Origin of the sequence: Tardiphaga sp. vice154 (assembly GCF_007018645.1) — a bacterium.
Taxonomy (GTDB): Bacteria; Pseudomonadota; Alphaproteobacteria; order Rhizobiales; family Xanthobacteraceae; genus Tardiphaga.
This window is the reverse complement of sequence record NZ_CP041399.1, coordinates 3,239,279-3,252,367: the sequence shown is the minus strand read 5'-3', so window position 1 is coordinate 3,252,367 and position 13,089 is coordinate 3,239,279. Positions and strand designations below refer to the sequence as shown.

The 13,089-nt window shown below is 63.7% G+C and carries 12 protein-coding genes and 1 tRNA gene; 3 read left to right on the top strand and 10 right to left on the bottom strand.

Annotated elements, in window-relative coordinates; all coding sequences use genetic code 11:
• Positions 1-3: 3 nt before the first annotated feature.
• Entirely contained in the window at positions 4-243 is a 240-nt protein-coding gene (locus FIU28_RS15145; RefSeq protein WP_143574062.1) for a BrnA antitoxin family protein, read from the top strand.
• Positions 244-261: 18 nt separating this feature from the next.
• Here FIU28_RS15145 and FIU28_RS15140 read toward each other — a convergent pair whose 3' ends face one another.
• The 4 genes from FIU28_RS15140 to FIU28_RS15125 form a co-directional block, all read right to left on the bottom strand.
• Positions 262-1,140: a DMT family transporter gene (locus FIU28_RS15140; protein WP_143574061.1), complete on the bottom strand. Its 879-nt coding sequence runs from the start codon at positions 1,138-1,140 to the stop codon at positions 262-264.
• 188 nt (positions 1,141-1,328) lie between these two features.
• On the bottom strand, positions 1,329-1,820 hold the full coding sequence (locus FIU28_RS15135) for a hypothetical protein (protein ID WP_143574060.1): 492 nt from the start codon (positions 1,818-1,820) through the stop codon (positions 1,329-1,331).
• Between the two features lie 20 nt (positions 1,821-1,840).
• Positions 1,841-2,197 (bottom strand): hypothetical protein, encoded by a 357-nt coding sequence (locus tag FIU28_RS15130; protein WP_143574059.1) that lies wholly within the window; start codon positions 2,195-2,197, stop codon positions 1,841-1,843.
• Between the two features lie 157 nt (positions 2,198-2,354).
• Entirely contained in the window at positions 2,355-2,627 is a 273-nt protein-coding gene (locus FIU28_RS15125; RefSeq protein ID WP_143574058.1) for a hypothetical protein, read from the bottom strand.
• A 494-nt stretch (positions 2,628-3,121) separates the two neighbouring features.
• On the opposite strand from FIU28_RS15125, the gene FIU28_RS15120 reads away from it, so the two are divergent.
• Positions 3,122-5,608, top strand: coding sequence for a bifunctional diguanylate cyclase/phosphodiesterase (locus FIU28_RS15120; RefSeq protein ID WP_143574057.1), 2,487 nt, complete (start codon positions 3,122-3,124; stop codon positions 5,606-5,608).
• A 161-nt stretch (positions 5,609-5,769) separates the two neighbouring features.
• On the opposite strand, the gene FIU28_RS27210 is transcribed toward FIU28_RS15120, so the two are convergent.
• The 5 genes from FIU28_RS27210 to FIU28_RS15100 form a co-directional block, all read right to left on the bottom strand.
• Entirely contained in the window at positions 5,770-5,892 is a 123-nt protein-coding gene (locus FIU28_RS27210) for a hypothetical protein (RefSeq protein WP_256365909.1), read from the bottom strand.
• A gap of 758 nt (positions 5,893-6,650) precedes the next feature.
• On the bottom strand, positions 6,651-7,238 hold the full coding sequence (locus FIU28_RS15115; protein WP_143574056.1) for a formyltransferase family protein: 588 nt from the start codon (positions 7,236-7,238) through the stop codon (positions 6,651-6,653).
• 59 nt (positions 7,239-7,297) lie between these two features.
• Positions 7,298-7,373 (bottom strand) — tRNA-Lys (locus tag FIU28_RS15110).
• A gap of 86 nt (positions 7,374-7,459) precedes the next feature.
• A complete protein-coding gene (locus FIU28_RS15105; protein WP_143574055.1) occupies positions 7,460-10,129 on the bottom strand; it encodes a glycosyltransferase in 2,670 nt (889 codons plus the stop codon).
• A 183-nt stretch (positions 10,130-10,312) separates the two neighbouring features.
• Positions 10,313-10,864, bottom strand: coding sequence for a beta-1-3, beta-1-6-glucan biosynthesis protein (locus FIU28_RS15100; protein WP_143574054.1), 552 nt, complete (start codon positions 10,862-10,864; stop codon positions 10,313-10,315).
• 222 nt (positions 10,865-11,086) lie between these two features.
• Here FIU28_RS15100 and FIU28_RS15095 point away from each other — a divergent pair, with 222 nt between their 5' ends.
• The gene (locus tag FIU28_RS15095) at positions 11,087-12,733 is read left to right on the top strand and encodes a glycoside hydrolase family 17 protein (RefSeq protein WP_143576210.1); all 1,647 of its coding nucleotides are present in this window, start codon (positions 11,087-11,089) and stop codon (positions 12,731-12,733) included.
• On the opposite strand, the gene FIU28_RS15090 is transcribed toward FIU28_RS15095, so the two are convergent.
• Positions 12,693-13,073 (bottom strand): hypothetical protein, encoded by a 381-nt coding sequence (locus FIU28_RS15090; RefSeq protein WP_143574053.1) that lies wholly within the window; start codon positions 13,071-13,073, stop codon positions 12,693-12,695. The genes FIU28_RS15095 and FIU28_RS15090 overlap by 41 nt on opposite strands.
• Positions 13,074-13,089 lie beyond the last annotated feature (16 nt).

Genomic DNA, 13,089 nt, shown 5'->3' with positions numbered 1-13,089 from the left:
GAGATGGCCCAGACCCCACGTCGCCCCCGCACGCAACAGGACGCCCGCAGCGAGGCAGAGGCGGCGTTCAAGCAGACCACCACGAGGCCCGTGGAGGAGCCGGTTGCGAAACCGGCGGTTCCCGGTGTGCGCGAACTGGTCTCGCTGCGGATCGATCAGGATGTGCTCGAGCACTTCCAGCAAGACGGCCCGGGTTGGCAGGACCGCATTAACGACGCGCTGCGCAAGGTGGCTGGCAAATAGCCGGCCTGGCGCGACCGGTCAGGTCGCGCTGCGGACAGGGGCGGGGTCGGCGCTGCGCAGGTTGAGCAGGTTGCCGGCCAGGATCAGCACCGCGCCCAGCACGGTGTAGATGTCGAGCCGTTCGGCATACAGCAGCCAGCCGATCGTCGCGCTGAGCGGCACCCGCAGGAAATCCATCGGCACCACCACGGTCGCATCCGCATAGAGCATCGCGCGTGCCATGCAGAAGTGCGAGAACGTGCCGCAGAACGCGATGATCATCAGCCACATCCAGGCATAGGGCGTCGGCCATTGCCAGACATGCAGCGCCGGCAACAATCCGGCGGTGGACTGCACGATGATCATCCAGAGCACGATGGTGAGCGTCGAATCCGTGCGCGTCAGCGATTTGGTCAGGGTGATCGAGATGCCGAAACCGAAGGCGGCGGCGAGCGCCACCATCTGCCCGATATTGATCGCGCCGGCGGTGGGGCGAACGATCACGACGACGCCGATCAGGCCGAGGACGATCGCGGCGATCTTGGCGGCCGTCATCCGCTCGCCGAGAAAGAACGCCGCCATCAAGGCGATCCAGATCGGCATGGTGAATTCGATCGAGACCAGCTGGCTCAGCGGAATCAGGGTCAGGGCGAAGAACCAGCCGATCTGGGCGGCGTAGTGAACCAGGTTACGGGTGATATGGCTGAACGGCCGCGCGGTTCTCAACGTCCCGAGCCCGCCGTTGAAATGCAGGATCGGCACTAGCATCAGCAGGCCCAGCACCGAGCGGATTTCCATCACCTGAAAGACATTGAGTTCGCGCAGCGTCTCGCGCCCGGCCACGGCGACGAACAGCATCAGGATCAGCCACCCCGACATCCACAGTGCGGCGCGCGATTTGGAAGGCGTGCGATCCATCGTTCGGAAAACCGGTTGCTGCATTGCTAAGGTCGGCAATGTCAACGTCATGAAAGGGCACGTTGTATCGGCGACCGCAGGTGGTTTGGCAACGCGCAAATCCGCCGGGCTGCGATGCGCAGAGCGGCACAACGAAAAGCCCCGGCTGCGGAACAGCCGGGGCTTCGTATTCTATCTGCGACGAAAACTCAGCTGCGGTTGAGGGCGATGTTGGCGCCCTTGAACGAGCCGTCCGAGGTGATGGCTACGTTCTGCTTGTTGCCATTGGTCGTCATGACCAGCTTCGCAGTGAAGGCCGGCGCCGATACGGTCACGTCGAACTGACCGTTGCCGGCGCGGCCCTGCAGCGAACCATTCACGCTACGCGTGGTCTCGGCCCAGGTGCCCGACAGCACGCCGGCCTTGGCGATGACATCGCTCTTCAATTCGAACTTGTAGCTGTCGCTGGCGCAGAGCAGGGCCTGATTGAGGCCATTGCCTTGGCTGCTGACGGCGTAGGTTGCCTTGCATCGGATCCGTTCCTTGGCGCCGCCTTCCAGAGAGATAGTGCCGGAGCCCGACCAGACGCCGGCCATGCCGGCGAAGGGCGCCGACTGGGCGAAAGCGGCCGGAGCGGAAACGCCAAGTGCTGCGCCGATGAGGCCGGTCCGCAGCAGCAATGAAGCAGAGCGAGAGATCATGATATCTTTCCAGGTTGAGATTATTGACGCGAAGCTTCCCAGCGTCCGCTACATGGAACGCCGCCCGATGCGCCGTTCCACTTGCCCGTTCCCGTGTTCCCGGACAACTGGCCATTGGCATAGGCCGGGCCGATCGAAACCTTGACGAGCCCCTGAGGCCCGACCTTGCCGGAGACATCGGCGCCGCGGGCGGTGATCCGGCCATCGGTGACGGTGAGCGGGTACCGTGATGTGGGTTCGCAGGTTCCGGATTGGGTGATGATCGTCACATGCCAAAGGCCATCATACGAAGCCTCGGACATGGCGGGTGCGGACAGGGCACAGAAGCCCATGAAAACGGAGCTGAGACAAAGTGATTTGATGCGGTCGAGACGCATGTATTCGATTCCTGATCTGATGAGGATCCACCATATCCGGGAGCAATGTGTCAAAACATTGCTGCACTGCGTCTGCCCCGGGCAGGTTTTGACCGAGACCGACACTTGTTGGCCGTGGAGATTTAAGGCCTGCCGCTACGACCACTTTTGTTACAACTCAATCGCCTTCCCGGTCTTCGACCGCGCGCAAGCCTGCGAAGGCGGCCAGTGCAGCGTCGCTCGCGGACTGCAGCGTTCCGCGGAGATGTCCGAATTGGTCGGGCCAGCCGGTGAGCCGCAGCAGCGCCGCCTGCAATGCATGGTCCGGCGCACCGATCTGCTGCATCACCGTGCCGAATGCCGGCGGATCGAGATGACGGGCGAAGAATTCCAGCGCCTGCAGCAGCTGCGGCAGCAACGCCACGATGTCGTCGACCACCGCGTCGGTCATGATGCGATTGTTAGCCCCCACTCCTGATAGTCCTGCCATACCCGCCGCAGCCCTCGTCGCCTCGCTTAACAGGCCACGGAGACGCATGCCGAGATCGGACGGTAATACCCGCCCAGAGCTTACCATCGGCATGGATCGATTCGAGGTCGTTTCCAATCAGGTTCGATTTGACCCGCCTCAAGACCTTTGCGTGCCGGGACAATACTCGCGGCAGCCTGATCCGGCGCATCTGCTGTGACCAGGCGCGGGTCCAAACTAACACCTCTGCCTGACCGTCCCTGCGACGCTGTCGCCCTTCGAGGTCCGCACGCGCTCGCACCTCAACGTCACGGCCCTGTCCTCGTAGTTCTGCGTGGTCCCGAATTAACGCGCCGGCAATGTGCAGTCACACTAGGTTGGGGGCGCAATCGATCACTGCGGATCCGCGGTGACGGACAAGGCCGTCGAGGCAGGCGTGCGCCGCTCGCGGACTGGCCAGTACAAAGGGGAGTAGCGTGGAAATTTCGGCCGACAATCTCGCCGTCAAGCCCGTGCAATGGAAACGTTACACGCCCGCCATTCTGGCGGCGGTCGTCGGCACACTGATTGCGCTGGGCGCATCTTTTGCCGTCTCGAGTTGGGAATCCAGGCTGGACGAACTCAAGCTGCAGGAGATCGCCGAGGACTACCGGCAGACGCTGAATTCGAGTATCGAGAATGCGACCAATATCCTGTTCACGCTGAGGGCCAATTACAGTTCGGCCGATCGGCCGATCGGCCGCACCGAATTCCAGGCCTACGCCAAGGACCTCCGCAGCCGGCTTCCCGGTCTTCGCAACACCGGCTGGGCCCCCCACGTCACCCGGCAACAGCGCGCGGCGTTCGAGCAGGCGGTGCGCGAGGAAGGATTTGCCGATTTCGAAATCTGGGAGCGCGACGAGAAGGGGAACCGCATTCGCGCGCGCGATCGCGACGAGTTTCTGCCGATCCTGTTTCCCGACCCGCAGGAATACACCAAGCAGATTATCGGCTTCGACATGTATTCGGAACCGATCCGTGCGCATGCCACGGCGCGTGCGCGCCTGACCGGGCGGCCGTCGGCAACGCCGCCGATCAATCTGATCACCAAGGAGGAACCCGACGGCTTCATGGCTTTTGTTCCGGTTTACCCCAAGTTTGCGGGTCCGCATGATCCGCAGCGGATCCCGGATGGCTTCATGTATGGCGTGTTCGGCACCGCGCCGATGATCGAGAACATCCTCGGCGCGAAAACGCTTCCGGCCGGTCTCGATATCTACTTCCTCAACCCGAAGGCGCCGGCCGGCCAGCGCGGCATTTTTTGGTATCCGTCGCGAACGCGGCTGCAGCCGGCGGCCGCTCCAACTGAAGACAGCATGCGGGCGGCTCGGCACTGGAGCGGCCAGATCCGCATTGCCGACCAGGAATGGACCGCGATCTTTGCGCCGACCGGCGAACTTGCCGGCGGCCGGTTGAGCTGGCAGGCGATCATCGTTTTTGGAGTGGGGCTGCTTATCACGGCGATGATCATCATCTACTTGCTGGTATCGCTGAAGCGGACCGTCCGGCTCGAAAGATTGACCGGCGAGCTGCGCGAGGCCACCGCGAAACTGCAGCGCGAAAGCGTCAAGGTCACCCGACTGGCGAGTCTCGATTCGATGACCGGCCTCGCCAACCGCGCGACCTTTAGCGCCCGGCTGGCCGAGACCTTCGCGGCGGCCAGACGGGATGACAGGCACTTTGCGGTGTTCTGTCTTGATCTCGATCACTTCAAGGAAGTCAATGATACGCTCGGCCATCCCTCCGGCGACCTGTTGCTGCAGATCGTGGCGGAACGACTGCGCGCCGTGGTCGGCATCCATGACCTGATCGCCCGGCTCGGCGGCGACGAATTCGCGATTCTGGTGGTCGATGCATCGGATCGCCCACTGCTCGCCAGCATCGCGGCGCGGATCCGGAATGCCCTGAAGCGGCGCTACGACCTCGACGGCGAGGAAGCACAGGTCTCCGCCAGCCTCGGAATCTCGATTTACGATACAGAGACCGCGTCGCCGGACGCCATGTTGGTCGAGGCCGACCTTGCGCTTTATCAGACCAAGCACGACGGCCGCGACGGCTACAGTTTCTATTCGACCAGTCTCGAACGCAAGGCGCGCGACCGCCTGGCGATGAGCGAGGAAATTCGTGCAGCGATCGCCAACGACGAGCTCGAGGTTTACTATCAGCCGCAGGTTGAGATTAGTTCCGGCCGGATCGTCGGCATGGAAGCCTTGCTGCGCTGGAATCATCCGCAGCGCGGGCTGCTGCTGCCGGCGTCGTTTCTGCCGATCGCCGTGACAACCGGCGCGATCCATTCGATCGGCCAATGGGTGCTGGAACAGGTCTGCCAGCAGATCGGCCGCTGGCAGCGCGAAGGTATCGACCCGCCGCGGCTCGCCATCAGTATTTCCGCAGCACAACTCAAGGTCGTCAACACGCTTGACGAGCAGATCCGGGAAACCGCGGCCCGCTACGCCATCGATCCCGGCCGAATCGAGATCGAGCTGACCGAAGCGGCATTGATCGAATCGAACAAGATCAGGACCGATATCATTCCGGACCTGCAAGCACTGGGGATCAGCGTCGCGATCGACGATTTCGGAATCGGCTATTCGTTGCTCGCCTTGCTGCGTACCCACCCGCTGGACCGGCTCAAGATCGCGCGGCAGTTCATGCCCAATTTGCTGACCGAACCCGGCGACGCCGCGATCGTCCGCGCAGCGCTGGTGCTGGCGCGCGAGTTCGGCATGGAAGCGATCGCCGAAGGCGTCGAGACCGCCGATCAACTGGCGTTTCTGCTGAGCGCCGGCTGTCGTTTCGCGCAGGGGTCATACTTCAGCCGCCCGGTGCCGGCGGACGAGGCCAGCGCACTGTTGCAGGCCGGCAGCATCAGCCGCCCCCCGGCGGCGAAGCCGGCCGACAGCGTGCGGTTGCTGGTCGGGTGAGAATACGCGGCATCGACCCGTGCGAGCCAGCTTTCATGGAGGTCGTGGGGAACGGTCGCCTCGGTCGCGGACTGCAGCGGACCGCGCAAATGCGCGAACTGGCCGGGCCAGTCGGCGAGTGGCGCAAGCGTCGCATGCAACGGCTGCTCCGGCATACCGATCTAATGCATCACCGCGCCGAATTCCGGCGGGTTGAGATGACGGGCGACAAGGCCGAGCGCCTCGAGCGATTGCAGCAGCGGCGGTAGCAACGCCACGATGTCGTGGATCACCGGGTCGGTCATGTTGCGCTTGTCAGTCCCGCCATGCAAATCGGCGCTGAAGCATGTCACCTCCACCGCAAATTGGATCAGTAGCTTGACGTGCCGATCGGCGTCGGGGCCCCGCGCCGATTCACAGCATAGTGCCGCAAGAGCTCTGGGATGCCGCCAAAGCGCGGCAGGTCGAATTGACCGGCCTCTACAAGAAGCAGACGGACGGCTGTCGCGCAGCGGTCCGGCGCATCATGGCCGCCAATGGCGGGTTGAACGCCACCCACCGGCCCCGAACGCTGCTGTCCGGCCTTGTGTTTTGTAACTGTTGTGGATCGCCGCCGAGCCCATCCGCGCCTATGTGCAGGAAACCAACCGCCTCAATCGCGAGCACCGAACCTCAGCCGACACCACCCGCCGCGAGCTTTCCGACACCGAGAAAGCTATCAAGGAGATCGTCCACGTCATCGAGCAAGGTGAATATCAGCGGGCCCTGTCGGCCCGGCCAACCGAGCTTGAGGCCAGACAGGACGAACTCAACACGCGGCTGTCGGAGGCTCCCGCCCCCCCGGCGACAAGCGCGGCAAGTTTCGGATCACCCTGCATGGCGATCTCGACACCATCCTCGACTGGATCGACAGCACAGGAAAGTCAGGCCACAGACCTGCACCTGATACCGCTTCATGCCGGTTGTCGGTCTCGGTCAAAACACGGGGATCTCCCTGGTAACATAATCGCCGATCACGGCGTTGGTTCCGCCGCAGTCAGACACTCCGGGCCTCCGGCGGCGCTCAGGCGAGCCTTGGCGCCTTGGTGGCGAATTGCTCGTCCTGCGCAATCGCCGGCAGGCTGCCATGGGCCACGGCGTGGTCGATGATCTCGCCGAGCAGCTTCTGGCCGAGTGGGGCGAGTGCGCGCTCCCACAATTCGCGGGCGGTTTCGCCCTTTTTGACGAAACAGAATTCCTGCAGCGCGATGGCGCCGCCGTCCATCGTGTCGGCGAGGTGGTAGATGGTCCCGCCCGCGACCGGATCGCCCTCCTTGATGGTCCATTCGACGGCGGCGATGCCGCGATGCCGCGGCAGCAGCGACGGATGATAACCGATGCCGCCCATCCTGGAGGCGGCCAGGGCGTCCTTGCCGATCCGGGCATGGCTGTGCGCGGTGACGATCAGGTCGGTGCCCTCGGCGATCTCGGACGCGACGACGTTCTTCGGGTTGGCCTGGACGGTCACCGGAATGCCGGCGGCCTTGGCAGCTGCCGCCAGCCGGTCCTCGGCGTCGGCGACGACCACCCGGGCGATCTCGACATCGTGGGTCCGCAGCATCTCTAGGGTAATGACGCCGAAATGTTTGGAGCCGACGAGCGTAATCCGCATGGAGTGGTGTCCGGTGTTCAAACGGTTTTGTCATCGCCCGGAAGCAAGCGATCCGGGAATGGTGGGCGGGATGGGACTCGAACCCATGACCAGTCGATTAAAAGTCGAATGCTCTACCAACTGAGCTACCCGCCCCCAAGGGGGTGAATAGAGAGAGGGTCCGCGCGGGTCAAGAGCGCGGACCGTCGTTGTGGACATCGAAGCGCCGATTGGCGCCGCCGTCAGCCGTCGCGACGGATTTCCGAAGGCACCGGCTGCGACACGTCGATCGCCGGCATCGCCACCGGGCGCAGGCCGATCAGCTCGGCGGTGCGTACCGTGGTGTTGCGCCACCAGGCGAAATCATTGGTTCGCGAATTTTCCAAGAGCGCAATCGCCACCGCCGACAGGAACGGCAGGCTCTGCAGCACCAGCACGCCCGCGAAGATATAGATCTCGTGCACCTGCTTGAAACTGTTGGAGGCGATCAGAACGCCGGCGCCGACCAGCAGCAGCACGCCGATCACCGCCTCCCAGAACGCCTGGAACTCGATCGACATGTTGGACAGGCCGCCCTTGGAGGTGACGGTGAACGGCAGGTGCTCGGTGATCAGGCCGTTGGCGACCGCGCGCGACACCGTCCACTGCACCGACATCGCCGCGATCATGGCGCCCAGCATCTGCCAGGTCTTCACATGGACCCGGAGCTTGTACAGCGTGATGAAGTGCACCAGCGACACCACGAAGGAGGCGATGATCGGCAGCGTCAGGATCTTGTCGGGGATGGCGATGTCAGCGAACGCGACGATCGGCACCCAGATCAGATTGAGGATCGCCACCACCACGCCGAGGCTTTCGGCGCCGAGCCAGTTCAGCCAGCCGAGGCCGAATTCGCGCTTCTGGTCCTGGGTCATGCGGCTGGCGCCGGGCAGGAAGCGGCGCCAATGCTTCTTGATGATCTGGAACCCGCCATAGGCCCAGCGATGGCGCTGCTTCTTGAACGCCTCATAGGTGTCCGGCAACAGGCCGTAGCCATAGCGGACGTTGGTGTAATGCGTCAGCCAGCCATGCTGCATGATGGCCAGGCCAAGGTCGGAATCCTCGCAGATCGTGTCGCCGGCCCAGCCGCCGGCCATGTCCATCGCCGATCGCCGGATCAGGCACATCGTGCCGTGGACGATGATGGCGTTGACCTCGTTGCGCTGGACCATGCCGATGTCGAAGAAGCCGGCATATTCGCCGTTCATGATGTAGTGCATCAGCGAACGGTTCTGGTCGCGATGGTCCTGCGGCGCCTGCACCAGCCCGACGTTGGGGTCGTTGAAGGCCGGCACCAGGTCCTTCAGCCAATTCGGCTCGACCATGTAGTCGGCGTCGATGATGCCGATAATTTCGGCATCGACCGAGGTGCGCTCCATCGCGATGCGCAGCGCGCCGGCCTTGAAGCCTTCGACTTTCAGCGCGTTGATGAAGATGAAGCGCTCGCCGAGCAGCCGGCAGTAATCCTGGATCGGCTGTGTGAAGGCCGGGTCGGGCGTGTTGTTGATGATCACCACGCATTCGAAGTTCGGATAGTCGAGCGCCGCGACCGCATCGAGCGTCTTCTTCAGCATCTCCGGCGATTCGCGGTAGGCCGGGACGTGGATCGACACCTTCGGGAACACGCCACCGGGCGGGATCGCGATCAACGAGGTCTGGGCCGGGGTGAGCAGGCGGCGCGGCGCGTGGCCGAAGGCAATCGCGGAAATTTCCTCGATCCGCGCCATCGCGATCAGGATCAGCGGCACCAACAGGGTCAGGCCCAGCGTCAGGGCGAAGGTGGAGCCCCAGACGAAGTAGTGGGTCTGCTGGTAAGCGAAAATGTAGGCGACCCAGGCGCCGACGCCGTTGGCGGCCGCCGACAGCACCAGCGCCTGCATTGGCGTCGGTGTCACCAGTTGCAGGATCGGCAGCGACAGCAGGATGCCGACCAGCAGCGCGATGCCCATCAGTTTCCAGTAGGCCGCGTCGACCACCGGGCCGCTCCAGGCGAATTTCGGCTCGCGCGCGGCGTTCAGGATACCCCAATACGGACCGACGCCGCCTTCGAAGAATTTCCAGGGCTGATCGATCGCCTCGACGATGTTGTATTCCATGCCGATGGCTTCGGCGCGGCTGACGAAGGTGCGCAACGTCACCGCCTGCTCGAACGGGCCGGGGATCGCGCTCTTGAGATTGTAGCCGGCACTCGGCCAGCCGAATTCGGCGATCACGATCCGCTTGCCGGGAAAGGCGTCGCGCAGCTTCTGATAGATGATCAGCGCCTGATCCACGGCCTGCTTGTCCGAAAACCCTTCCCAGTAGGGAAGGATATGCGCCGCGATGAAATCGACGGAGGAGGCCAGTTCGGGGTTCTCGATCCAGATGTTCCAGATCTCGCCGGTGGTGACCGGCACGTTGACCTGGCTCTTCACCTTCTGGATCAGTTTGACGAGATCTTCGACCTTTTGCTCGCCACGAAACACCGTTTCGTTGCCGACCACGATGCCGTTGACGTTGCGGTTGCGCTTGGCCAGTTCGACCGCGGCCACCATCTCGCGTTCGTTGCGATCGACGTTCTTGTCGATCCAGGCGCCGACCATGACCTTGAGGCCGGCCTCGTTGGCGATCGGCGGCACCAGTTCGACGCCACCGGTCGAGGAATACAGACGAATGCCGCGGCTGATGCCGGCCAGCGTCTTCAGATCCGAACGGATCCGTTCGGGATTGGGAATGTTGTCAATGTCGGGATGCGCCGTGCCGTCGAACGGCGCGTAGGAGACGCTGGGGAGAATGCCCTTGAAGTCCGGTGCTTCCTGCCTCTCGCGCAAAACTCCCCAGAGGGCGGCGTGAGCGGCAGTGACGAACAGCAAGACGGCGACGACGGCGCGCATCGCGAATAAACCATGACGGGGCGAGCGTGGCCGGTCTGCGGACCCGTCCCCTAGGTCCAACCAGTACGATGGCAGCGATTTCGGATCGCTGCCACACGAATTAACTACTCTTATGACGCCGTGGCGTTTTCAGGGCGATCGTTGCCAACGGGAAACAAATTGCCGCCGTCCGACGCCGCCTTATTACTTCGGCGCGTCGGCCGGCTTGGGCTCCGGCGCCGCACTGGGCGCCGGGGCGGCACCGCCGCTCGGCGCGGGCGTGACGGGGATGATCGAGGCATTCTGCGGCTGCGCGCTCGGATTGATCCAGCATGCGTGGACGCGGCCGTTCAGGCTGTCCGGCACTTTCGGATCGAGCGCACCGAACCGGACCAGGCAGCGGAACGTCGCCTGCACATGGCCGCCGGGGCAGCCGAACCGGTCATACAGATCGAGATGCCGGAACGCGGTATCGAGATCGTCGCGCCACATCAGCACCACGACGCGCCGGCCGAGCCAGACGCATTCCGGGTTGCCGGCGGGGCCGTTGATGGAATTGGTCGCTTCGACGAATTCGTCGGTCTTCTTCTGGCTGTCGCGGGCGACATCGGCCGGGGTGGGTGCGTTGGCCGCTGGCTTCTGCTCCTGGGCTGCGCTTTGCGCGACGGCGCCGCTGACGCCAAGCAGCATGGCCAGGGCAGAGACGGCGACGCCGCGAACAACCGACTTTTGGAACCCGAACACCAGTCGACGCATGAAGTCCCCGATAAGGTTGTCTGCCAGAGCGCCGATGACGCCCGTGTCAGATGCCGCTTAATTAGGTCCCCAATACGGCGGAGACCGCGCTTGAATCCCATGACGGACATTTTGGATTTTGTCCAGCAATGTACGAAGTTTGTGATCAATCCGCGAGCAACTGCGACGACGTGGCTGTGATTGCCTGCAAGCTGCTCTTGGCAGAACGGCGATGACGGGCTAATCGACGGACGTCTATGGAGGACGGAACCGATTTCCTATCGCACGCCGCTGGCGCTTCTCCTGTTATCCCTTTGCTCGATCGCGGCGGTTTGGTGGTGGCTGGCCACACCCGTCTCGCTGGCGCGCGCGCCGATCGATCCCGCCGACAAGCTGGAATGCGTGTCCTACGCGCCGTTCCGGGGCGAGCAGACCCCGCTCGTTCCCACCACGATGATCTCGACCGAGCAGATGGCGCAGGATCTGGCCCAACTCGCCAAGATCTCGAAATGCGTGCGGACCTATTCGATCGAGAACGGCCTCGATCAGGTCCCGGAACTGGCCAGCAAGGTCGGCCTGAAGGTGATCCAGGGGATCTGGCTCGGCAGCAACCGGCTGAAGAACCTCGCCCAGATCGCCATCGCGGTGCAGCTGACCAAGGAATATCCGAACACCATCAGCGCCGTCGTGGTCGGCAATGAAGTGCTGCTGCGCGGCGAAATGACCGCCGCGGATCTGGCCGCCAACATCCGGTCGGTGAAATCGCAGGTCAAGGTTCCCGTCACCTATGCCGATGTCTGGGAATTCTGGCTGAAGAACCGCGAACTCTATGACGCTGTGGATTTCCTCACCATCCATATCCTGCCTTATTGGGAAGACTTCCCGATCCGGGCGAAGAACGCCGCCGCCCATGTCGATTCGATCCGCAAGCGCGTCGCGGTCGCGTTCCCCGCCAAGGAAATCCTGATCGGCGAGACCGGCTGGCCGAGCGCCGGACGGATGCGCGACGGCGCGCTGCCGTCGCGGGCCAACCAGGCGCGCGTGGTGTCGGAAATCCTCGATCTCGCCAAGAAGGAAAACTTCCGCGTCAATCTGATCGAGGCCTATGACCAGCCGTGGAAACGCAATCTCGAAGGCACGGTCGGCGGCTATTGGGGCCTGATCGATGCCGATGCCCGCGCGCTGAAATACCCGGCCGGTGTGCCGATCACCAACTATCCGGCGTGGAAGCTGCAGATGGGCCTCGGCCTGGGACTGAGTTTCCTGACCTTCGCCGTCGGCATGCTCGCGCTGCGCAGGCGTCCGTGGACGCCGCGGCTGCTGGCCTGGATCACCGTGGCGATCTCGGCGACCTCCGCCGGCATCCTGCTCGGCGTCGCCTTTGACAAGCTGGTCTATGAGAGTTTTGGCACCGGCGTGGTGCTGCGCTGGGGGGGCTTGCTGGCGGCCGGCGTGGCCTCGCCGCTGCTCTGCGCCTATTTCACGATGTCCGGCCGCGCGCTGCCGACGTTCCTCGAACTGTTAGGCCCCAAGCCGTACCGGACGGGCTCGTTCCTCACCGTGCTGCTCGGGCTGACGCTGGCGGTGACGGCGCTGGTCGGCGCGGAAACCGCGCTCGGTTTCGTGTTCGATCCGCGCTACCGCGATTTCCCCTTCGCCGCGCTGACGATGGCCGTGGTGCCGTTTGCCGGACTGATGCTGGTCAACCGCCCGCAGCACGGCGATCGCCCGATCGCCGAATCGGTGTTCGCCGGCGTGCTGGCGCTGTCGGTGGTCTACATCGGCTTCAACGAGGGGCCGGACAACTGGCAGTCGCTGTGGACCTGCGCGATCTACCTGTTGTTAGCCATTACGCTGTGGCGGGCGCGGGCCGTGCAAATCCCAGAATAAGCAGCCCGATCGCCAGGCCCGACAGGCCGATATTGTACAAGACGATGCCGAAGCCGGCGGCGACGATGGCGCCGGTCAACAGCACGATCGACGGCCGCATCAGGTTGAGCACCGCGATCACCACCGCCGCGATGCCGAACACCGAACTCTTGAACAGCGCGGTCATCAACAGCCGCGTCTTGCACAGCATGGTCGGCAGGCCTGCGTCGCAGGCCAGCGCCACGGACGACAATTCGATCGCCATGTAACGCAAATAGATCGCATAGCCGACGCTGACGAAGCCGACGATGAGAAGCCACTGAACCTGGCGGGCGGTGAGGCGGAACGGATCTTTTTTCATGGCCTGACTATGGTTC